21 protein-coding genes and 2 pseudogenes are annotated in these 20148 nt (G+C 70.0%); 11 read left to right on the top strand and 12 right to left on the bottom strand.

The genetic code is table 11. The features are described from left to right. Window positions 1–159 precede the first annotated feature (159 nt). The 3 genes from EAO70_RS25075 (at window position 160) to EAO70_RS25065 (ending at window position 1962) form a co-directional block, all read left to right on the top strand. Complete coding sequence (locus EAO70_RS25075) at window positions 160–624, top strand: DUF2199 domain-containing protein (RefSeq protein WP_261993053.1); 465 nt, start codon at window positions 160–162, stop codon at window positions 622–624. Window positions 625–657: 33 nt separating this feature from the next. Then, on the top strand, window positions 658–1131 hold the full coding sequence (locus EAO70_RS25070) for a DUF6228 family protein (protein WP_187284011.1): 474 nt from the start codon (window positions 658–660) through the stop codon (window positions 1129–1131). A 207-nt stretch (window positions 1132–1338) separates the two neighbouring features. Continuing rightward, on the top strand, window positions 1339–1962 hold the full coding sequence (locus EAO70_RS25065; protein ID WP_261993016.1) for an SMI1/KNR4 family protein: 624 nt from the start codon (window positions 1339–1341) through the stop codon (window positions 1960–1962). On the opposite strand, the gene EAO70_RS25060 is transcribed toward EAO70_RS25065, so the two are convergent. Beyond that, complete coding sequence (locus EAO70_RS25060) at window positions 1923–2549, bottom strand: DUF4240 domain-containing protein (RefSeq protein WP_148005014.1); 627 nt, start codon at window positions 2547–2549, stop codon at window positions 1923–1925. The two genes, EAO70_RS25065 and EAO70_RS25060, sit on opposite strands and share 40 nt — an antisense overlap. Window positions 2550–2606: 57 nt before the next feature. Here EAO70_RS25060 and EAO70_RS25055 point away from each other — a divergent pair, with 57 nt between their 5' ends. From EAO70_RS25055 to EAO70_RS25040, 4 genes and pseudogenes are all read left to right on the top strand, one after another. Continuing rightward, window positions 2607–2876: a hypothetical protein gene (locus EAO70_RS25055; RefSeq protein ID WP_148005013.1), complete on the top strand. Its 270-nt coding sequence runs from the start codon at window positions 2607–2609 to the stop codon at window positions 2874–2876. A gap of 14 nt (window positions 2877–2890) precedes the next feature. Next, window positions 2891–3241, top strand: coding sequence for a hypothetical protein (locus tag EAO70_RS25050; protein WP_261993015.1), 351 nt, complete (start codon window positions 2891–2893; stop codon window positions 3239–3241). Between the two features lie 116 nt (window positions 3242–3357). Further along, window positions 3358–4107 (top strand): annotated as a pseudogene (locus EAO70_RS25045) (transposase family protein). Between the two features lie 83 nt (window positions 4108–4190). Then, the gene (locus tag EAO70_RS25040; RefSeq protein ID WP_261993014.1) at window positions 4191–4892 is read left to right on the top strand and encodes a hypothetical protein; all 702 of its coding nucleotides are present in this window, start codon (window positions 4191–4193) and stop codon (window positions 4890–4892) included. Window positions 4893–4933: 41 nt separating this feature from the next. Here the strand turns inward: EAO70_RS25040 and EAO70_RS25035 are convergent, their stop codons facing one another. Continuing rightward, window positions 4934–5818: a hypothetical protein gene (locus EAO70_RS25035; protein ID WP_261993013.1), complete on the bottom strand. Its 885-nt coding sequence runs from the start codon at window positions 5816–5818 to the stop codon at window positions 4934–4936. Window positions 5819–5985: 167 nt separating this feature from the next. Here EAO70_RS25035 and EAO70_RS25030 point away from each other — a divergent pair. Both EAO70_RS25030 and EAO70_RS25025 read left to right on the top strand, forming a co-directional pair. Next, window positions 5986–6503, top strand: a pseudogene (locus EAO70_RS25030) (transposase family protein); the annotation flags it as partial. 368 nt (window positions 6504–6871) lie between these two features. After that, complete coding sequence (locus EAO70_RS25025; protein WP_187284010.1) at window positions 6872–8005, top strand: tyrosine-type recombinase/integrase; 1134 nt, start codon at window positions 6872–6874, stop codon at window positions 8003–8005. On the opposite strand, the gene EAO70_RS25020 is transcribed toward EAO70_RS25025, so the two are convergent. Continuing rightward, window positions 7953–9341, bottom strand: coding sequence for a peptidase C39 family protein (locus EAO70_RS25020; protein WP_148005008.1), 1389 nt, complete (start codon window positions 9339–9341; stop codon window positions 7953–7955). The two genes, EAO70_RS25025 and EAO70_RS25020, sit on opposite strands and share 53 nt — an antisense overlap. Before the next feature lie 332 nt (window positions 9342–9673). Between EAO70_RS25020 and EAO70_RS25015 the strand changes: the two genes are divergently transcribed. Next, on the top strand, window positions 9674–10303 hold the full coding sequence (locus tag EAO70_RS25015; RefSeq protein ID WP_148005007.1) for a uridine kinase: 630 nt from the start codon (window positions 9674–9676) through the stop codon (window positions 10301–10303). Window positions 10304–10612: 309 nt separating this feature from the next. After that, complete coding sequence (locus EAO70_RS25010; protein WP_148005006.1) at window positions 10613–12538, top strand: AAA family ATPase; 1926 nt, start codon at window positions 10613–10615, stop codon at window positions 12536–12538. Window positions 12539–12612: 74 nt separating this feature from the next. On the opposite strand, the gene EAO70_RS25005 is transcribed toward EAO70_RS25010, so the two are convergent. The 9 genes from EAO70_RS25005 to EAO70_RS24965 all read right to left on the bottom strand — a co-directional run bounded on the left by EAO70_RS25005 (window position 12613) and on the right by EAO70_RS24965 (window position 20117). Next, complete coding sequence (locus tag EAO70_RS25005; protein WP_148005005.1) at window positions 12613–13665, bottom strand: hemolysin family protein; 1053 nt, start codon at window positions 13663–13665, stop codon at window positions 12613–12615. Then, on the bottom strand, window positions 13662–15074 hold the full coding sequence (locus tag EAO70_RS25000) for a hemolysin family protein (protein ID WP_148005004.1): 1413 nt from the start codon (window positions 15072–15074) through the stop codon (window positions 13662–13664). Before EAO70_RS25000 ends, EAO70_RS25005 begins: the two co-directional genes overlap by 4 nt. Window positions 15075–15320: 246 nt before the next feature. Beyond that, on the bottom strand, window positions 15321–15779 hold the full coding sequence (locus tag EAO70_RS24995) for a PH domain-containing protein (protein WP_148005003.1): 459 nt from the start codon (window positions 15777–15779) through the stop codon (window positions 15321–15323). 41 nt (window positions 15780–15820) lie between these two features. Next, the gene (gene hisG, locus EAO70_RS24990) at window positions 15821–16669 is read right to left on the bottom strand and encodes an ATP phosphoribosyltransferase (RefSeq protein ID WP_073919056.1); all 849 of its coding nucleotides are present in this window, start codon (window positions 16667–16669) and stop codon (window positions 15821–15823) included. Window positions 16670–16748: 79 nt separating this feature from the next. Continuing rightward, window positions 16749–17030 (bottom strand): phosphoribosyl-ATP diphosphatase, encoded by a 282-nt coding sequence (locus EAO70_RS24985; RefSeq protein ID WP_148005002.1) that lies wholly within the window; start codon window positions 17028–17030, stop codon window positions 16749–16751. A gap of 35 nt (window positions 17031–17065) precedes the next feature. Next, complete coding sequence (gene ribH / locus EAO70_RS24980) at window positions 17066–17551, bottom strand: 6,7-dimethyl-8-ribityllumazine synthase (RefSeq protein ID WP_015032243.1); 486 nt, start codon at window positions 17549–17551, stop codon at window positions 17066–17068. A 36-nt stretch (window positions 17552–17587) separates the two neighbouring features. Beyond that, on the bottom strand, window positions 17588–18871 hold the full coding sequence (locus tag EAO70_RS24975; protein WP_148005001.1) for a bifunctional 3,4-dihydroxy-2-butanone-4-phosphate synthase/GTP cyclohydrolase II: 1284 nt from the start codon (window positions 18869–18871) through the stop codon (window positions 17588–17590). Further along, on the bottom strand, window positions 18868–19464 hold the full coding sequence (locus EAO70_RS24970) for a nicotinamide riboside transporter PnuC (RefSeq protein WP_148005341.1): 597 nt from the start codon (window positions 19462–19464) through the stop codon (window positions 18868–18870). The genes EAO70_RS24975 and EAO70_RS24970 overlap by 4 nt, the downstream gene beginning before the upstream one ends. 44 nt (window positions 19465–19508) lie before the next feature. After that, entirely contained in the window at window positions 19509–20117 is a 609-nt protein-coding gene (locus tag EAO70_RS24965; protein WP_148005000.1) for a riboflavin synthase, read from the bottom strand. Window positions 20118–20148 lie beyond the last annotated feature (31 nt).

Genomic DNA, 20148 nt, shown 5'->3' with positions numbered 1-20148 from the left:
CCCCTGTGCCTTCCCACCCCAGTCGGCTGGCCAGCGCCGCCCCGGCGTGCGTCTTGGCTGCAGAGTGTGACTGTCCGAGTGCATCGCTAGGCTCCCGCCATGACCAGCGATCTCGGATTCACCTGCACGTGCTGCGGCAGCCACCACGGCGAGCTGCCGATGAACTACTCCGCCGACGCCCCCTACGTCTGGGACCCGAGTTTCGCCGACGCCCCCGACTGCCTGCTCTCCTCGGACCAGTGCGTCATCAAGGCGCAGCACTACTTCGTCAAGGGTCTGATCGAGATACCGGTCATCGGCAGCGACGAAGTCTTCTCCTGGGGTGTCTGGGTCTCCCTCAGCCGAGAGAACTTCTCCCGGGCGGCCGACCTGTGGGACACGCCCGGGCGCGAGTCGGAGCAGCCGTACTTCGGCTGGCTCACCACCGAGCTGCCGATCTACGCCCCCAGCACCATCAACCTCAAGACCAACGTCCACACCCGCCCAATCGGCGAGCGGCCCCTGGTCGAACTCGAACCGACCGAGCACCCGCTCGCTGTCGAACAGCGCACCGGCATCACGCGCGACCGCGTCCGCGCAATCGCCGAAGCCCTGTTGCACGGCACCGGCCACGAAACCGGATGACGGTCGAGGCTGCGCTGACCTAGCGTTCCGTGCATGACATCCCCGGACGGCGACATCGACGGCAAGCCCTGCGTGACCATCCGCTGCCAGGACAACTCGTCCGTGGGCGTGACGTTCTGCGACCGGTTCAGCTTCGACCAGGACTCCGTCCACTACGCCGTCGAAGCCTGGGCGCCCGGTCTGACCGCCCGTGTCAACGAGGTGGTCGCCTGGACCTGGGACAACGACCTCACCACGTTCCTGGAGGAGCTGGCAGCGGGCTACCGGGGCTGGGATGGCGAACGGACCTGGCACACCATGGACCGCGACCTCGCTGTCTCGGCCGTCTTCCGCTCCGGCGGATACATCGGCCTGACCTGGACCATTCGCCCCTGGCGGAGCGCGGCGGGCGACTGGAGCACTTCGGTCACCACGTGGCTGGAGGCCGGCGAGCAGATGTCATGCCTCGCATCCGATGTCCGGCACTTCCTCGCCGGGGAGCGCACCGTCCTACCGTCAGGTCAATGACGTCCGGGTCTGCGTCCGGAAACGCAATACAACAGCGATCACGACGACGAGGAAGGCGAGTTCAGCAACATGTTCGGCTCTTTGGACGTAGCTCAGGCTCTGCGTGGCGGGATACGCGACAGACGGCAGGCCTGGGACTTCGTCCGAGACTTCGCTGCAGCTTGGTCGGCGTCGCTGGGTGACGACTCCGGCACCCAAGGAGCGGAGTTGGAGCAGGCCGAGGCAGCCCTCGGTTTCCGCTTGCCAGTGGCGCTGCGCGAGGGCTACTCGCTTCTCGGTGCGACACGGCACGACCTCACGGGTAACCAGGATCCGCTGCTGCCACCCTCCGAGCTCTTCGTGCACGACGAGTTCGGAGGAGTGCTGGTCTTCCGTAGCGAGAACCAAGGATGTGCCTTCTGGGGTGTTCGTCTTCGAGACCTCGATCAGGACGATCCGCCGGTGTTCGTGCAGTCGCGGGACGGCTGGATCCCCTTCCTGGAGCGGATCTCCCTCGCCTGGGTCGAACTTGTCCTCAGCGAGACGCTGTTCAGCGACGACCGGCTCTACAACGCGTGTGAGCTGCCCCCGGAGCTGATCCATGAGGTACCGCGGCTGTTCACGCACGCCGAGCTGCCCGACTACCCGATGTGGACAGGGGTCGAGGAGGCACCCGTGCGCTGGTTCTCTGCACCTGGAAAGCTCCTGCGGTTGGACGGGCAGGGTGACCACAGCTGGCTGCACGTTCGGGGAAGGACAGCCGCCGACCTCGAGGCGATCTACGCGACCGTCCCCGGGCAATGGGCATGCGGTTACTCCCCGCTCCCCGAAGCCGACGAGCTGCCCTTCTGAGTGAGTGATCGCAGGGGAAACATCGTGCTCAGTCTCGGCAGTCTGCGCGCTGCCTCGTCCTCGCAGCGCACGTCCCACCGCTCACCAAGCGGCCCGGAGCTTCCCTCTTCGTCGCTCTGCTCGGCGTCGACGGCCTCGTAGAACGCTTCGCCGCACTCGTCGTCGACGCCGGTCAGGATCCCGTACGCCTCCATGGCGACATAGTCGAGCGGCTCCCAATCCGGCCAGTCGTCGTCCCACATCTCCCGCGGACGGCCCACCAGGCGCTGGACCTCCGGAGTGTCGGCCAGGGCATCGGGGTTTACCACCGCTTGGGAGAACGATTCCCGGCCGAGACTCACCATCCACAGGCCGAAATAGCAGAACCCGTCGTCCGAACACCAGCCGCCGAAGATCCGGTCCGCGGCTGCCCACAGGTCCCACGTGAACGCTTCGTGCGTCACCTCGTCCAAGCGCACCTGGAACTGCACGACCTCTGCCGGCGACCTTCGCGACAGTTCGCGACGCAGCCACGCAAGCCGTTCGTCCTGTCCCCGCGCCTGCCGCCGGCACTCTTCGATGAGCGCCCAGAATGAATCGATGTCCACGGCGGCACTGTGCCAGGCGCCTCTGACAACACCCGGTCTACGGACTATGTTCGAGCGGTGGAGAATCCGGAGATCATCATCAAGCTCACCCCGGATGAGGCGCTGGTCCTGTCGGACTGGCTGGAGCAGGTGCAGATGACGGACCTCAGCCGTCTCGTCGACGATGCTGCGGTCTGGGCGCCCCTTCATCGCATCGCCGGAACACTCGACAAGTCGCTGCCCGGGATCTTCGCGGCGGACTACACCGAACGTCTGGACGCGGCCCGCCGGAGGCTTCGTCCAGCTCCGGACGACGACACCGATGATCACGAGGGGTCGGACACATGAGTCCCCTCGCGGAGATGACCGAGCGCGAGTACTTCGCCAGCGTCGGCCAACGTCCCGGCATGTTCGTCGGCAAGCCCTCCTTCCACATGCTGACCGCGTTCCTGACCGGCTATGACCAGCATGCGCTGCGGCACGGTGGTCACGGACTCACCGGCTGGCACGACTGGCTCATCGCCCGTCGGGGACGTGACTGCAGCCACGCCTGGCCTGGCCAAGTCCTCCACATCACCTTCCCGGACGGCTGGGACGACGTCTGGAACCTTCCGCCTGAGGACGAGCAGCGTGCGATCAGAGTCCTGTTCGAGCTCCTCGACGAGTTCGCGGCTGAGCGCGAAGCGGCGCAGGGTCCACAAACCTCGGACTGACTGAACCTCTTCCAACCTCAGGGGTGGCTGGGCTGGCAGCCCCGGCGGTGGGCACGAAGAAAGCTCCTGGTAGACGGGTTCACGATCAAGATCACCAGTCCGCCAGGAGCTTTCGCGTGCTTGTCTACCCGTCCGGCATGGATCTGTCCAGCCGCACTCTGGGGCATCTCTCCAGTCTTCTCGCAGGTCACCGTCTTCGGATAGGTTCACGCTGGCGTCGCCTGACCTGCGGCCGGCAGGCGCTGCTCGTCCTGGCCCACCCGCTGCGGCGACACCTACGCTCGCCTTGCCGCGGGCTTCCGCATCGGGATCGCCGCGGCCTGCCGCTACGTACGCGAGGCCGTCGACCTGCTGGCCGCCCTCGCGCCCACGCTGGAGCAGGCCATGATGACCGTCCGGCAGAAGGCGTACGTGATCCTCGACGGCACCGTGCTACCAATCGACCGTATCGCCGCCGACCAGCCGTACTACTCCGGGAAGAAGAAGCACCACGGGATGCACGTGCAAGTCCTCGCCGATCCCGCCGGACGCCTGATCTGGGCCTCGGACGCACTGCCGGGAGCCACACACGACCTGACCGCGGCCCGAACCACGGCATACCCGCCGCCCTCGCCGCAGACGACATCAAGTGCTGGGCCGACAAGGCGTACCAGGGCGCCGGCCCTGCGGTCCGTGTACCGATCCGTGGCAAGCACCTGCGCGACTGGCGCCGACGCCACAATCGCGATCACGCCAAGATCCGCAGCCTCGGCGAACGCGCCATGGCCATCCTCAAGTCTTGGCGGCTCCTGCGGAAACTCCGCTGCAGCACCACCCGGATCACAGCCGCTGTCCGTGCCGTCGTTGCCCTCGAACTCGCCACCTGATCAAGATGGGAAGGGCTCCCTGCGCCGATGGCTGGCTGGCACTGTGACGGTCCGCTCGCAGGATGCTCGTAGGCTTGCATGCCATGACGACGCGGATAGCGGGGGATCAGGTGCTCAATCCGTGGACCCGCACGACCAGGAACGCACCGTACGCGGTCCCCGAAGACCTGCCGCACTTGCAAGCCCTCGCCGACACCCAAGTCCACCCCTCACACGCGCCGTACCAGCTCAACCTGACACTCCCGCCGGAACCGTTCATCGGCCTCCACGACGCGCCCCTGGTCATGCTGCTGGCCAACCCAGGCGTGAGCGACGCAGACCCGGCCGCCTACGCCCGGCCCGGCGTGACCGAGCGAACCCTGCAACACATCGCGAACGCCGGCGGGACCCCCAACCACTTCCTGACGCACCATGACAAGGACCATCCCGGACTCCGGTGGTGGTCCCGGACCCTGAACGGCCTGACGAAGCAGGGGCACAGTCACGACGAACTCGCCCGGCAGATCCTTGCCGTCCAGTTCCACGGCTACCATTCGCAATCGTGGCGGCCGATCCCGTACACACTGCCCTCCCAGTCCTTCGCCTTCTACCTGGTGCGCCGCGCCATGTCCCGTGACGCGGTGATCGTCCTCGGGCGCATCGCGGCCACCTGGAAGATCGCCGTGCCGGAGCTGGCGTCGTATCCGAATGTGGTGACCCCGAAACAAAACCGGAGCGTGCAGATCAGCCGGGGCAACTTCAGCCCTGAGAACTTCGAGCGGATCGAGCAAGCCCTCAAGAGCTGAGCACTCGCGGCGATGCGGTGCGCGCCCAGCGGGAAGGGCGGTCAGAGGTTGGCACGCGCTTCGGCCAGTTTCACGTCCGCCGCCCGCATCTCCCCGCATGCCTGCGGGTGCCTCTGATCCATCTCCTCAAGACGTACTGGCGACTTGGACAGAGCCGTAGTCGCCTTCCGGTCCAGTTCGGCGTCGAACTCGTACGGCTTTTGCGAACCGATCGGCGCCGGTCGCGGCGACGACTTCACATGCGCCATCGCCGCGATCTTTCCTTCGACCCCGCCGAAGTAGATCCACAGCCGGTCGCCGTCCCTCATCCGCTTCAGCGGTTTCCCGAGCCACCACTCGGTCGGACCGGAGTCTTCGCGCGCCAGCCTCGCGACCCGCGCTGGGGTGGAGGGGCCGTTCTCGATCGTGTCGCGCTCCGGGTCCAGGCAGTACAGCCAGTCCCGAGGGCTGACGACCTGGTAGACGGCGCGTCCGCCTCGGTTCGGAATTTTTTCCAGCACCTCCTGCTCGGACAGCGCCCGCAGTAGTGCGCGGGCCCGCTTGTCGTCGATCTCCCAGCCGTAGCTGTTCATGGTGGCGACGACGCGGGCCGAGTCCCACTCTCCGTCCTCGCCGGTCACCCGGCTCTCCAGCACCTCCACCTGGGTCAGCCGTGTTTGATTGCGTGGCCGGCCGTGCCGTTCCAGCAGGTCGTACAGCTTTGCCGCGCCCATGCTCGCGGCGATGCCGAGGGCGCTCCGGTCCACGGTGCCGCTTTCGTCGACCGCCACGATGGCCCTCTCCCGCCAATCCTCCAGGCCCTCCAGCAGTCTGGTCACGACTGCGATGTCCCGCCACAGGTCATGAGGCGCGGCCTGCTCCGGCAGCAGCACCTTGTCTTGCAGTGCGGCGCGCACCACTCGGGCGAGCTGGTCGGAGGAGATCACGACGCTCTCCTGGCTTCCGTCGTCACCGAAATTAAAGTCAACCCGCGTCGCCACGACAACTCCTCATCTCTGAATTGGAGAGGAGGTTACATCCTGTCTCTGTCAGCGCGCCACTGGGCAGTTGGGTATCTCGAAGCGACGGTCAGGTCGCGGGCGCGGTCCGGCGTGAGGCCATCGAGGTCCTGGCCGCCCGCGCCCCGCCACTGGCCGAGGACATGAAGACCACCACAGCCAAGGCGTGCGTCATCCTGGACGGCACACTGCTGCCTATCGGCAAGATCACCGTCGAAACCCCGTACTACTCGGGCAAACACAAACGGCACGGCATGAACGTTCAGGTCCTCACATTCGGCCGACTACTGTGGGCTTGCCCGGGCCCACCCAAGACCTGACCGCTGCCCGCTAGCGCGGGATCATCGACGCACTCGCCGCCGCGGGACTGAAGATGCTGGGCGGACAAGGCGTACCAAGGCGCCGGGCGGCACATCCGAGTCCCCTTCCGGGGCCGTCGGCTCAAGCGCTGGAAGCGACGGCGCAACAACAGCCACGCCAAGATCCGGGGCGTCGGCGAGCAGGCCATGGCCGTCTTGAAGGCTGGCGCCTCCTGCGGAAGCTTCGCTGCGGCACCAACCGGAGCACCGACTTCGTGAAGGCCGTCCTCGTCCTTCACTACGCCTCACGTGAGGTTGGAAAAGGCTCACTGAGGTACCGGGGGGCCGGACCGCATCACGTCTCGCTCAAGGCGGCCTATCGCCGGTCACGGCCTCGGCGTGGTTCACCTTCAATGAGACGGGGACAAATATTGCCCGTCCAGCTCGGTGAGAACACATGTAGGAACCTCGCCTCGATCTCGGCGGGCCATGCCCGGACGACTTCCGAGCGGTTGAAGGGCGCCGGCGCGTGGGCAGCATCGCGCTCCTACGGACCGCGGAGACACGGGTCGTCTAATCTTCACGTGCCCAGGCATTTGGCGCGGCCGGAAACATCGACTACAACACCACCCACACCGAAAAACACGGCCATCAGCCGTGTGAGCAGAGATGGGTGAACAGGTTGGCTCAAATCATCGATAACGGTTCTGTCGCGTCGGGCAAGCGGTGGACCGTCCGCTACCGGGAGCCGGGCGGACGCACCGGGCGTCAGCGGGAGAAGTCGTTCGCCCGGAAGAAGGACGCGGTCGACTTCGCCACCAAGATGGAAGGCGACAAGCGCGAGAACATCTACGTCGACCCCGACGCCGGCAAGGTGTCGCTCCGCCGGTACGCGGACGACTGGCTCGCGAAGAAGACCGCTTCCGCCGGCACCCTCGAGTCGTACGAGCGCATCGTCCGCCTCCACGTGGTCCCCCACCTGGGGAGCAAGATGATCTCGCAGGTCACCGCGGCGGACATCGAGGGCCTGTACGCACGCTGGCGCCGGGACGGGGCGGCCCTCAACACCATCGAGTCCCGACACATAGCCCTCTCGGCGCTGTTCTCCCACGCTGTGCGCCACAGGCGGATTCCCGTGAATCCCATGACGCATGCCGAGAAGCTGGAGAACCCTGTCATTCCTGTCGACGACAGGAAACTTCCCAGCTTCGACGAGATAACCGCCATCGCCAAGGAGATCGGACCTCGCCTGTCTCCGGCGGTATGGCTCATGACGTGTTGCGGACTTCGTATAGGGGAATCCCTGGGAGTCTTCCCGGAAGACATGCGCGACGGCACCCTGCGAATCCGACGGCAGGTGATTCGCTACAAGGACGCCTCCGGAAAGTACACGCCGAAATACGCCCCGTTGAAGCACCGGAAAGAAGGCGAGTGGCGCGACATACCCGTGCCTGCTTCGCTTGAGCCCTTCATCGACCGACTTCCGATCCGTAATGCGAGCGGCGGAATGCCGTATCCCGATCTTCTGCGTAAGTCATGGGACCGCGCCATCAAGCGGCTCGAGCTTCCTGAATACAACCCGCACGACTTGCGGCACAAATGGACCACCGTGGCCCTGACCAACGGAGTATCCATTCACGAGGTGTCTCGCTGGCTCGGACATCGTTCGATCAAGGTCACGGTGGACCGGTACGGCCACCTCACGCAGGACGGCCAGGAGCGCTGCCGTCAGGTCGTCGAGACGGCCGTGGGACCGCACATGCTCACACCAGGCCGAGCGCCTGCAGCGCGCGGTGCTGACTTGGTGCTGACTTGACCGGCCAGAAGATGTAGCAGACACCCCCCGTACCGCCTCTGACCTTGCCGTTTGCGTCGTAGCGCTTCGTACGGAGCCAGATGTTCTCCCACTCGCGCCGCCGGTAGACCCGGCGGACGGCCTCGTTGCTGGGGGACGCCGGGTCGTTGGCGATGATGTCGCCTTCCGGCGTGAAGCCGATGACGGTCATCAGGTGGCCGGAGGTGCCGTAGCCGGCGCCGGTCAGTTCCTCCTGGCGGAACGACTGGGACGTGATGGCCGGGACGCCCGCCCGGATCAGGCTCTCCAGCTCGGTGAGCGAGCGCAGTCGGGTCACCACGGCGTTCATGTCGGGGTACGTGGCCGCGTACGCCGTGTTGAAGGGCCAGTTGCCGCAGCCCTCGTACTGGTGGTCGAAGGTGTGACGGGCCGCGTGGCAGACCTGCGGGTCGGCGAAGTCCGGGTTCACCCAGGCCAGCTCCTCGGCCGACGGCCCGCGGCCCCAGTACTCGACGATCATCTGCGAGGAGGTCGGGCTGCACCACGCCTCGCCGCCGTTGTCGTACTCGGGGTACTGCCCGACGTGGGTGTTCTGCGAGTAGCGCGGCACGGTCAGCTCGTGTGCCGCGCCCGGCGCGGAGGCCGGCACGGTGAAGCGGTCCGGGACGTCCGAGGCCATCGCGCCGAGCCGCCACACCGTGGGCGTGAAGCCGCTGCCCGGGACGCGGTACAGCGTCAGGCGGAGCCGGTACGCGGCGAACCGGAGCCCGCTCGTCGCGTCGTCGATCGCGAGGGTGTCGGTCCAGACCGTGCTCCGGCCGTCGGTCTGGTCGTCGACCGAGGTCCGCTTGATGTCGCCGTCGCCGGAGGCCCAGCGCCCCAGCACGTACCAGGGCGTGGCGGTCGCGTCGGTGTAGGTGCCGGACAGCTCGACCTGGAGCCAGGTCCCGGGCGGGGTAAGGGCGTTCCAGGAGGCGATGACCTCCGTGGCGGGCACGGCCGGGGTGTGCTCCGGGGAGGTCCAGCTCGCGTACTCCCAGGCCGAGGTCCGCCCGGTGTGCGGATCGGTGTAGTCGGTGCGCCCCGCCGGGTGGGCGAGGACCAGACCCGGACGGCGGCCCGCGACCGCCTTCGTACCGGCCGTGCCGCCGCACCTCCAGTCCGTGTACGAGGACCAGAAGCGGTTGTCGACGAGACCCGGCCCGGGGTCGTCGTCCCGCCCGGCCACGCCGGACGCGCCGGGCCGGCCGCCTGCGGTGTGTTCGGGAACGGCGGCCGCGGTGGGAGCGGCCGCGGTCGTTCCGGCGGCGGCGAGGGCCGCTGCGAGAACGGTTCTGCGCGGGGTGGAACTGGTCATGGGCGGTGACCCCCAGTCGAGAACGGTGGGCGTACGAACCTGCGGACGAGCCATGCGAGTAGGCGGAGAGATGCAGGAGACCGGCGGGCGGACCTGTCGGGGTACGGACCCGCGGGTCGGCCGAACCGACACACCGGCCCGCGGGCACGGGCGTACGGCTTACGGGCGCCGGAAGCCCCGGTGGGGCGGCTCCCCGGCGCGCCCCACTATCGCGGCTTCCGGTGCGCCTCCGCCAGCACTTCGCCCCGCGTCGCCGTACCAATATTGGTCTCCGCCACTGACGGCGGTACCTCCCTGACCTGCGAAGGTCCCCCCTCCCCTACCCTGACCCCATGAACGACCTCGACCGCGCCGCCCACGCGCTGCTCCGGCTGCCGCCCTCCTGCGGACCGGTCCGGCTGGTCGCGGTCGACGGTCACGCGGGCTCGGGCAAGTCCACCCTCGCCGCCCGGCTCTCGGCCGCCCTCGGCGACGCACCCGTCCTCCACCTCGACGACCTCGCCACGCACGAGGAGCTCTTCGAGTGGACCGGACGGCTGCGGGAGCAGGTCCTCGACCCCCTCGCGCGCGGGGAGCACGCCTCGTACCGCCCCTACGACTGGCACCGGCGCCGGTTCGGCGGGGCGCGCGAGCTGCCGGCGGCCCCGGTCCTCCTCGTCGAGGGCGTCGGAGCGGGCCGGGCGGCGGTGCGGCCGTTCCTCGCGTGGCTGCTGTGGATGGAGCGCGGTCCCGAGGAGTCCTGGGTGCGGGGCCGCCATCGGGACGGGCCGGAGCAGGCGTCCTTCTGGGACGGATGGACCGTGGCGGAGACTCGCCATTTCGCCGGGGACCCCTCCCGGCCCTTCGCCGACACCCTGGTACAGGAGTGCGACGAGGGGTACGAATGGCTCCCCGGGCCGGGTGTGACAGCGGGCGCGGACCATATCATCACTCACCGTGACGGCGTCATGTCCGTGAACTGAGGGGGTGGAAGTCCACTTCCGCAAGTGCCTCAACTCCGCTTGACCCGGGGGGCGTACAGGTCTTACGTTCTGAATGTGCGGCTTTTCGAAGCCGCCGCGGACGCGAGGCCCCCGGTTGTTCCCCCGTGATCGGGGGCTTCGTTCTGCCCCTAACTCCCCTCTCCGAAGCCCCCGTCGAGCCCTTCCGCTCACCCAGGGTCACCGCTTCCGGATCATGCGCTTCTCCTTAAGCGCACACCCCCTGCGCAGGTACGATGCCCCCAGGTGCGGTCAAATCCCGTCCATGCGAAGACGGTTGTGGGGGACCCGATGGACATCGGCACGCAGGGCGCGCAGGCCCCGGCCGAGCTCGCCTGGCTGCGCGGAATCGACGCCTACACGATGGGCGCGTATCCGCAGGCGGAGGACGAGTTCCGGACGGCGGTAAGGCTCGACCCCGGGATGGCGGACGCCTGGCTCGGGCTGCACGCGCTCCGGGCCGACACGACGACCGCGCTGCTGCGCATGTACCGCAACCGCGACCGCTTCGGCGAGCAGCGGACCCGGTACCGGCGCCCGCTGAACTCCTGGTACTGGCTGGGCTGGTGGGTGCAGCCCGTCCTGGAGAGCCCCCGCGACCTGCTGCTCGCGCACGCCTCCCACTGGCTCGACGGGCGCCACGTACCGGAGCTCGACCGGGCCCTGGCCGGCCTTCCGCCGGTCGACACCGACCCGCAGGTGCGCTTCCTGCACGCCTGCCGGGCCTATCTCGTCAAGGACTGGGACCAGCTGGTCCGGCACACCGAGACGCTCGTCGACGACCCGCTGCTCGGGATCGAGGCCGGGCTCTTCGGCGGCATGGCCCGGGTGCGCCTGGAGATGTACGGGCAGGCCGAGCCGCTGCTGTCGGCCGCGCTGATGCGCTGCCGCAGCGAGCAGCCCCAGCGCAAGGAGCTGCGCTACTGGCTGGCCCGCGCCCACGAGGGCACCGGGCGCAGCGCCGCCGCCCTGCCGCTCTACCGGGCCGTGCACCGCATCGACCCCGCGTTCATGGACACGGCCGCCCGGCTCGCGGCGATCGCCGAGTACGACGGCTTCGAGGGGTACGAAGGACTCGACGACCCGGCCGGGCTCGCGGCGGTCGCCCTGGGCACCGCCGCCGGCGGCGGTCTCGGGCAGGACGTCTCCGACACCGCGCCGGGCACCGAGCCCGAGGCGGCCGGGCCGCTGGGCGACGGGGTGCGGCTCGCGCCCGACCCCGTACCACCGGCGGCGCCGGCCAAACCGCCGGAGACCGTACGGCAGAAGGCCGGGCTGCCGTCCCAGCCGGTGCCGCCGCGCTTCCCCGAGGGCCCCACCGATCCCGTCCTGCTCGCGGAGGCACTCGCCGAGCTGGAGGGCATGGTCGGCCTGGAACCGGTGAAGCGGCAGGTCAAGGCCTTGTCGGCGCAGCTGGAGATGGCGCGGCTCCGCGCGCGGCAGGGTCTGCCGGTCCAGCCGCCCAAGCGCCACTTCGTCTTCTCCGGCCCCTCCGGCACCGGGAAGACCACGGTCGCCCGAATCCTGGGCCGGGTGTTCTACGCCCTCGGGCTGCTCGGCGGCGACCACCTCGTGGAGGCCCAGCGGGCCGACCTCGTCGGCGAGTTCCTCGGGCAGACCGCGGTCAAGGCGAACGAGCTGATCGACTCGGCCGTCGGCGGGGTGCTCTTCGTGGACGAGGCGTACGCGCTCTCCAACACCGGCTACAGCAAGGGCGACGCCTACGGCGACGAGGCCCTCCAGGTCCTCCTCAAGCGGGCCGAGGACAACCGCGACCACCTCGTGGTCATCCTGGCCGGCTACCCCGAGGGCATGGACCGGCTGCTCACCACCAACCCCGGGCTCTCCTCCCGCTTCACCACCCGGGTCGACTTCCCCTCGTACCGCCCGCTGGAGCTCACCGCCATAGGCGAGGTCCTCGCCGCGGCCAACGGCGACGGCTGGGACGACGAGGCCCGCGACGAACTGCGCTCGATCAGCGGACACGTCGTCGATCAGGGCTGGATCGACGAACTGGGCAACGGCCGCTTCCTGCGCACCCTGTACGAGAAGTCCTGCGCCTACCGCGATCTCCGGCTCTCCGGCTACGCCACCACCCCGACCCGGGAGGATCTGGCGACCCTGCGGCTGGGCGACCTGATGCAGGCGTACGGGGAGGTCCTGTCGGGCCGCGGCCCGGTCGACCGCGGCCCCCAGCAGGAACCACCGGGGTACTAGACGATCGGTGGGTCGGGGCGCGGCATCCCGCGCCCCGACCCACCGGTGCCGTTCCGTTCGGCCGGGGCGCCCGTTCAGACCCCGGCGCCCGCCGGCGTCGGCCTCAGCCGGTGGGCGGGGTCGCGGACCTCGCCCACCAGCGTCTCCAGGACGTCCTCCAGGGCGACCAGGCCGAGCACCCGGCCCGAGCCGTCCGCGACCTGGGCCAGATGGGTCGCGGCGCGGCGCATCACGGTGAGGGCGTCGTCGAGGGGCAGTTCGGCGCGGACCGTGGCCATCGGGCGCCACAGCCGCTGCGGGACCGCCCGCTCCCGTTCGTCCACGTCGAGGACGTCCTTCACGTGCACGAAGCCCATGAAGGCGGAGCCCTCCGCGGCGCGGACCGGGAAGCGCGAGTAGCCGGTCCGGACGGTCAGCTCCTCGATCTCCCGCGGGGTGACCGTCGGCGCGACGGTGACCAGGGAGGCCGAGGCGATGAGGACGTCCGAGACCGGGCGGGTGCCCAGTACGAGGGCGTCCTCCAGGCGCTCCTGCTCGGCCGGGTCGAGCAGACCGGCCTGGCCGGCGTCCTCGACGAGGCGGCCGAGCTGGACGCTGGTGAAGACCGCCTCCACCTCGTCCTTGGGCTCCACCTTGAACGCCCGCAGGACCAGCCGGGCGCAGGCGCCGAGCGCGGCCGTCACGGGCCGGCAGAGCCGGGCGAAGCCGACCAGGCCGGGGGCCAGCCAGAGCGCGGTCCGCTCGGGCGCGGCCATCGCCAGGTTCTTCGGGACCATCTCGCCGATGACGAGGTGGAGGACGACGACCGCGGCGAGGGCGATCACGTAGCCGAGGGGGTGGACCAGCGCCTCCGGGACGCCGACCGCGTGGAAGACGGGTTCCAGGAGGCGGGCCACGGTCGGCTCGGCGACGGCTCCGAGCGTGAGGGAGCAGACGGTGATGCCGAACTGCGCGGCCGCCATCATCTGCGGCAGGTTCTCCAGTCCGTGCAGGACCTGCTTGGCGCGGGCGCCGCCGAGGGGCTCGATCTGGCTGCGGCGGACGGAGACGAGCGCGAACTCGGCCCCGACGAAGAAGCCGTTGGCCAGCACGAGGAGGACGGCGAAGAGCAGCGGAAGGGTACTCATCGGACCGCCTCCGCAGCCACCGGGAGGGGCACCGGGCCTGCTTCCGCCGGACGGGCGGCCGCCCGTCCGGCGGCGGGTACGGGCGCCGGCTCGGCCACCGGGTCCGTCCGGAGGATCCGTACGCGCTCGGCGCGGTAGCGGTCGACCTCACGGACCGAGAGGGACCAGCCGGGAAGCTCGGCGCGGTCGCCCGGGGCGGGGATCCGCCCCAGGAGGTCGGCGACGAGCCCGGCGACGGTCTCGTACGGCCCGTCGGGCACGTCCAGGCCTATCCGGCGCAGGGTGTGGACCCGGCAGGAGCCGTCGGCGTCCCAGGCGGGCCGGCCGTCCTCGGCGGGTGCGGCGGCCAGCTCGGGCCGCCAGTCGGCGACCGTGTCGTGCTCGTCGCGGACCTCGCCGACGAGCTCCTCCACGATGTCCTCCAGGGTGACGACGCCGGCCGTGCCGCCGTACTCGTCGACGACGACCGCGATGGGCTGCTCCCGGCGCAGCCGCTCCAGCAGGGTCTGGGCGGGCAGCGACTCGGGGACCAGGAGCGGCGGGACCGCGATCCGGCCGACGGGGGTCCGCAGCCGGGCGTGCGGCGCGACGGCGAGCGCGTCCTTGAGGTGCACCATGCCGACGACCTCGTCGATGCGGTCCCGGTAGACGGGGAAGCGCGAGAGGCCGGTGGCGCGGGTGAGGTTGAGGACGTCGGCCGCGGTGGCGTCCCACTGGAGGGCGTTCACCTTCACGCGCGGGGTCATGACCTGCTCGGCGGTGAGACCGCCGAGGGACAGGGTCCGTACGAAGAGGTCGGCGGTGTCCTGTTCGAGGGCACCGGCCTGGGCGGAGTGCCGGGCCAGGGAGACCAGTTCGCCGGGGGTGCGGACGGAGTCCAGCTCCTCGGTGGGCTCGACGCCCAGGAGCCGGACGAGCCGGTTCGCGACCCGGTTGAGCAGGGAGATCACCGGCCGGAAGAGGGTGGAGAAGGCCCGCTGCGGGGTGGCGACGAACCGGGCCACCTGGAGCGGCCGGGAGACCGCCCAGTTCTTCGGGACGAGCTCGCCCACCACCATCTGGACGGCGGAGGCGAGCAGCATCCCGATCACCACCGCGATCCCGGAGACGGCCCCGGCGGGCAGTCCGGTCGCGGTGAGGGGTCCGTGCAACAGGCCGGCGAGCGCGGGCTCGGCCAGCATGCCGACGACGAGGGAGGTGATGGTGATGCCCAGCTGGGTGCCGGAGAGCTGGAAGGACAGCTCGCGCAGGGCGGTGACGACGGTGCGGGCGCGCCGGTCGCCGTCCGCCGCGGCCCGCTCGGCCTCGGCGCGCTCGACGGTGACGAGGCCGAACTCGGCGGCCACGAAGAATCCGTTGGCGAGGATGAGGACGAAGGCCGCGAAGAGCAGCAGAAGGGAGATGATCATGCCGCCGCCTCCTGGGAGGGGGCGGCGCAGGTACTACCGGACGATCCGTCCATTGCTGGAGGGAGTCACTCCTCGGGTCGAAGGGGATGCCTCGCGGGCCGCCGTACGGGGGCCCTGCACACGCGAGGCGGTGGTGCCGCTCGGCACCACCGCCTCCAGAGTAGCCACGCGGAGCCCGCGAGGGGCAGGGGGTCGGCCCCGGATGGGGGACGGAACACGTCCGTCCGCCCCGCCGGGGGCGGCCCGTCAGGCCTTCGGCTGCTCCGTGCCCGTGCCGTGGTTCTCGGCCAGGGCCCGCAGCGCGCGGGCGTCCCGGATGGCCGACTCCTTGGCGATGCCGGGCTGGATGCCCAGGGCCGGCAGGCTGGTGCCGTCGCTCAGGTCCAGGAAGACCCAGGGGTCACCCGGCCGCAGGTTGACCTTGAGGATCTCGGCCCAGGCCAGCCGGCGGGTACGGGTGATGTTGACGACCGTGACGCCCTCGTCGTCGGCGACGATCTTCGGGCGGCTCAGCAGGACGAGGATCGTGAGCAGGATCGCCGCGGTGAAGACGAAGCTGAGGCGCTCCCCCGGTCCCAACCGTTCCAGCATCAGCGCGACGGCGGTGACGACGACGAACACCAGGACGCCCAGGGTCAGCAGCACCGCCCGGGTGCGCCCGGGACGGAAGGTGACCGGAAGGGCGGGCGTCGTTGCTGGGGACATCGGGGGTTCCTCGGGGCCTTCGGTGCGGGCGGTCGGTGCCGTCAGAGGCGGCAGGCGTGGATGGCGGTGGTGAGGATGGCGCGGGCACCGATCTCGTACAGGTCGTCCATGATCCGCTGCGCCTCCTTGGCGGGGACCATCGCGCGGACGGCGACCCAGCCCTCGTTGTGCAGCGGGGAGACGGTCGGCGACTCCAGGCCGGGGGTGAGGGCGACGGCCTGCTCCAGGTGCTCGGCGCGGCAGTCGTAGTCCATCATCACGTACGAGCGGGCGACGAGGACGCCCTGGAGGCGCCGCATGAACTGCTGGACCTGCGGGTTGTCGTCGGTGGCGCCGTGCCGGCGGACCACGACGGCCTCGGAGGTCAGGATCGGCTCGCCGATGACCTCCAGGCCGGCGTTGCGCAGGCTGGTGCCGGTCTCCACGACGTCCGCGATGATCTGGGCGACGCCCAGCTGGATCGCGGTCTCCACGGCGCCGTCCAGGTGCACGACGGAGGCGTCGATGCCCTGGTCCGCGAGGTGCTTGGCGACGATGCCCTCGTAGGAGGTGGCGATCGTCATGCCGCCGAAGTCCTCGGGGCCGTTCGCCGTGCCCGGGCGGGTGGCGTAGCGGAAGGTGGAGCGGCCGAAGTTCAGCGCGAGGATCTCCTCGGCGCTGGCGCCGGAGTCCAGGAGCAGGTCACGGCCGGTGATGCCGATGTCCAGCTTCCCGGAGGCGACGTAGATCGCGATGTCCTTCGGGCGCAGGTAGAAGAACTCGACCTCGTTGTCGGGGTCGATGACGACGAGTTCCTTGGACTCCTTGCGCTGGCGGTAGCCGGCCTCATGGAGCATTGCCGACGCAGGTCCGGAGAGGGAACCCTTGTTGGGAACGGCGATGCGCAGCATGGGGTGAGCTTCCTTTGCCTGGGAGTGTGGGAGTCCGGTTCCGTGCGCCGGAGGACGTGCCTCCGGGGGACGGCTGTGCTCAGAGGTGGGCGTAGACGTCGTCGAGCGAGATCCCGCGGGCGACCATCATCACCTGGACGTGGTACAGCAGCTGCGAGATCTCCTCGGCGGCCGCTTCCGTGCCCTCGTACTCGGCGGCCATCCAGACCTCGGCGGCCTCCTCGACGACCTTCTTGCCGATGGCGTGGACGCCCTTGTCCACCAGTTCCGCGGTGCGGGAGGTGGCCGGGTCGCCGGTCTCGGCCTTGAGCTTGAGCTCGGCGAAGAGCTCTTCGAAGGTTTTGCGGGTTCCGTTCGCCATGATGGTCCTAAGAGTACGGGGTGGGGGCGTGCTACCTAGCGCCAGGGTTCGCTGACCGTGCGCAGCGTGGTGGCGGTGGCGACGGCGGCGGTGACGGCTTCGTGGCCCTTGTCCTCGGTGGAGCCCTCGAGGCCGGCCCGGTCGAGCGCCTGCTCCTCGGTGTCGACGGTGAGGACCCCGAATCCGACGGGTACGCCGGTGTCGATCGAGACCTGGGTGAGGCCGTGGGTGACGCCCTGGCACACGTACTCGAAGTGCGGCGTTCCGCCGCGGATGACGACGCCGAGCGCCACGATGGCATCGTAGCCGCGCCCGGCGAGGACCTTCGCCACGACCGGGAGCTCGAAGCTGCCGGGGACGCGCAGGAGGGTCGGCTCGTCGATGCCGAGCTCGCTCAGGGCGCGCAGGGCGCCGTCGACGAGTCCGTCCATGATCTTCTCGTGCCACTGCGCCGCGATGACCGCGACCCGCAGGTCGCCGCAGTTCTTCACGCTGAGGACGGGTGCGCCCTTGCCGCTCATGTCTCTCCTTGAACCGTGTGGAAGGTGGGGCGGGTGTTACTGGTTGCCGCAGGTGGACGTCTGGGCGGCGTCCAGCCAGGGCAGGTCGTGGCCCATCCGGTCCCGCTTGGTGCGCAGGTACCGGAGGTTGTGCTCGCCGGCCGTGACCGGCATGGGCTCGCGGCCCCTGACCGTGAGGCCGTGCCGGGTCAGGGCGTCGATCTTGTCGGGGTTGTTGGTCATCAGGCGCAGGCTGCGGACGCCGAGGTCGACGAGGATCTGGGCGCCGGCCGCGTAGTCGCGGGCGTCGGCGGGGAGTCCGAGTTCGAGGTTGGCGTCGAGGGTGTCGCGGCCCTGCTCCTGGAGTTCGTACGCGCGGAGCTTGGACAGCAGGCCGATGCCGCGGCCCTCGTGGCCCCGGAGGTAGACGACGACGCCCCGGCCGGCCTCGGTGATGCGGTCCATGGAGGCCTGCAGCTGGGGGCCGCAGTCGCAGCGCAGCGAGTGGAAGATGTCGCCGGTCAGGCACTCGGAGTGGACCCGGACCAGGACGTCCTCGCCGTCGGCGGCGCCGAGGTCGCCGTGGACGAGGGCGACGTGCTCGACGCCGTCCACCGTGGAGCGGTAGCCGTAGGCGGTGAAGTCGCCGTGGGCGGTGGGGAGGTGGACCTCGGCCTCGCGGCGGACGGTCGGCTCGGCGGAGCGCCGGTAGGCGATCAGGTCCTCGATGGAGATGATCGTGAGGCCGTGCTTGCGGGCGAAGGGGACCAGCTCCGGGAGGCGCAGCATGACGCCGTCCTCGCCGGCGATCTCGACGATGGCGCCGGCCGGGCGGAGGCCCGCGAGGCGGGCGAGGTCGACGGCGGCCTCGGTGTGGCCGTTGCGGGCGAGGACGCCGCCCTCCTTGGCGCGGAGCGGGAAGATGTGGCCGGGGCGCACGAAGTCGGAGGGCTCGTGGCGGCCGCTCGCCAGCATCCGCAGGGTGGTGGCGCGGTCGGCGGCGGAGATGCCGGTGGTGACGCCGTGGGCGGGGGCCGCGTCGACGGAGACCGTGAAGGCCGTGCGCATGGACTCGGTGTTGTGCTCGACCATCTGCGGGAGTTCGAGGCGCTCCAGCTCGTCGTGCTCCATGGGGGCGCAGATCAGGCCGCGGCACTCGCTCATCATGAAGGCGATGACCTCGGGGGTGGCCTTCTCGGCGGCGATGACGAGGTCGCCCTCGTTCTCACGGTCCTCGTCGTCGACGACGACGACGGGCCGTCCGGCGGCGATGTCGCGGATCGCCTGCTCGACGGGGTCGAGGGCCAGGTCCGTGGCGTCCCAGATCGGCAGCGCGCTCATGCGCGGGCTCCTTCCAGAGCGGTGGCGGAGGTCGTGCGCGTCCGGAGCCACCAGTCGCGCATGCCCCAGACGACGAGGGCGAAGTAGATGACGTAGACCAGGCCGGAGAAGGCGAGGCCGCTGTTGAAGGCGAGCGGGACGCCGACGAGGTCGACGAGGAGCCAGGCGAACCAGAACTCGACCAGGCCGCGGGCCTGGGCGACCATCGCGACGAGGGTGCCGACGAAGATGTACGCGTCGGCCCACGGGCTCCAGGAGAGCGACGGGTAGAGGGTGAACAGGCCGCCGACGGCGAGGGTGCCGAGGACCGCTCCGGCGAGGAGCAGGCCGCGCTCCTTCCAGGTGGCGAAGCGGACGGCGATGGTGCCGTCCTGGGCCTGCCGCCGGCCGCGGTTCCACTGCCACCAGCCCCAGGCGGCGACGCCGATGACGAGGAGCTGCTTGCCGACGCCGCCGGCGAGGTGGGCGGAGGCGTAGGCGCCGACGAGGATCAGGCCGGAGAGCAGCTGGGCGGGCCAGGTGAGGATGGAGCGGCGCCAGCCGAGCGCGAGGGCTATGAGGCCGATCGTGTTGCCGATCATGTCGGACCACATGATGTGCTGGCCGAAGGCGCTGAAGGCCTCGGAGTTGAGCCAGTTCACTTGTCGCCCTCCGTGGCGTTCGGGCCGAGCAGCCGCTCGACGTACTTGGCGATGACGTCCACTTCGAGGTTGACCGGGGCGCCGCTCTTCTTGATGCCGAGCGTGGTCAGATCGAGGGTGGTGGGGATGAGGCTGATGGTGAACCAGTCGTCGGTGACCTCGACGACGGTGAGGCTGACGCCGTCGACCGTGATGGAGCCCTTCTCGACGACGTACCGGGAGAGGTGGGCGGGCAGGCCGACCTTGACGAGTTCCCAGTGCTCGGACGGGGTGCGGTCGAGGATCGTGCCGGTGCCGTCCACGTGGCCCTGGACGATGTGTCCGCCGAGGCGGCCGCCGACGGCCATGGGCCGCTCCAGGTTGACGCGGGAGCCGGTCTCCAGGGCGCCGAGGCTGGACCGCTTGAGGGTCTCGGCCATGACGTCGGCGGTGAACTCGCCGTCGCCGGTCTCGACGACCGTGAGGCAGACGCCGTTGACGGCGATGGAGTCGCCGTGCCGGGCGCCTTCCGTGACCAGGGGGCCGCGCAGACGGAAGCGGGAGGCGTCCTCCAGCTGCTCGACGGCGGTGACCTCGCCCAGCTCRTCGACGATTCCGGTGAACACGGTCAGGCTCCCTTGGGGACGGCGGTGGGGT

The sequence above is a fragment of the Streptomyces sp. adm13(2018) genome, from assembly GCF_008042145.1.
Taxonomy (GTDB): domain Bacteria; phylum Actinomycetota; class Actinomycetes; order Streptomycetales; family Streptomycetaceae; genus Streptomyces.
The sequence above is the reverse complement of the archived record's forward strand: the minus strand, read 5'-3'. Positions and strand labels throughout refer to the sequence as shown.

Excerpts from the sequence above, each read along its gene's own strand:
- EAO70_RS25005 (WP_148005005.1), bottom strand. The coding sequence starts at position 13,665 with ATGAGTACCCTTCCGCTGCTCTTCGCCGTCCTCCTCGTGCTGGCCAAC.
- EAO70_RS24985 (WP_148005002.1), bottom strand. The coding sequence starts at position 17,030 with ATGGCGAACGGAACCCGCAAAACCTTCGAAGAGCTCTTCGCCGAGCTC.
- hisG (WP_073919056.1), bottom strand. The coding sequence starts at position 16,669 with ATGCTGCGCATCGCCGTTCCCAACAAGGGTTCCCTCTCCGGACCTGCG.
- EAO70_RS24995 (WP_148005003.1), bottom strand. The coding sequence starts at position 15,779 with ATGTCCCCAGCAACGACGCCCGCCCTTCCGGTCACCTTCCGTCCCGGG.
- EAO70_RS25040 (WP_261993014.1), top strand. The coding sequence starts at position 4,191 with ATGACGACGCGGATAGCGGGGGATCAGGTGCTCAATCCGTGGACCCGC.
- EAO70_RS25075 (WP_261993053.1), top strand. The coding sequence starts at position 160 with ATGAACTACTCCGCCGACGCCCCCTACGTCTGGGACCCGAGTTTCGCC.
- EAO70_RS24970 (WP_148005341.1), bottom strand. The coding sequence starts at position 19,464 with ATGTGGTCCGACATGATCGGCAACACGATCGGCCTCATAGCCCTCGCG.
- ribH (WP_015032243.1), bottom strand. The coding sequence starts at position 17,551 with ATGAGCGGCAAGGGCGCACCCGTCCTCAGCGTGAAGAACTGCGGCGAC.
- EAO70_RS25015 (WP_148005007.1), top strand. The coding sequence starts at position 9,674 with ATGAACGACCTCGACCGCGCCGCCCACGCGCTGCTCCGGCTGCCGCCC.
- EAO70_RS24975 (WP_148005001.1), bottom strand. The coding sequence starts at position 18,871 with ATGAGCGCGCTGCCGATCTGGGACGCCACGGACCTGGCCCTCGACCCC.
- EAO70_RS25010 (WP_148005006.1), top strand. The coding sequence starts at position 10,613 with ATGGACATCGGCACGCAGGGCGCGCAGGCCCCGGCCGAGCTCGCCTGG.
- EAO70_RS25000 (WP_148005004.1), bottom strand. The coding sequence starts at position 15,074 with ATGATCATCTCCCTTCTGCTGCTCTTCGCGGCCTTCGTCCTCATCCTC.
- EAO70_RS25050 (WP_261993015.1), top strand. The coding sequence starts at position 2,891 with ATGACCGAGCGCGAGTACTTCGCCAGCGTCGGCCAACGTCCCGGCATG.
- EAO70_RS25070 (WP_187284011.1), top strand. The coding sequence starts at position 658 with ATGACATCCCCGGACGGCGACATCGACGGCAAGCCCTGCGTGACCATC.
- EAO70_RS25020 (WP_148005008.1), bottom strand. The coding sequence starts at position 9,341 with ATGACCAGTTCCACCCCGCGCAGAACCGTTCTCGCAGCGGCCCTCGCC.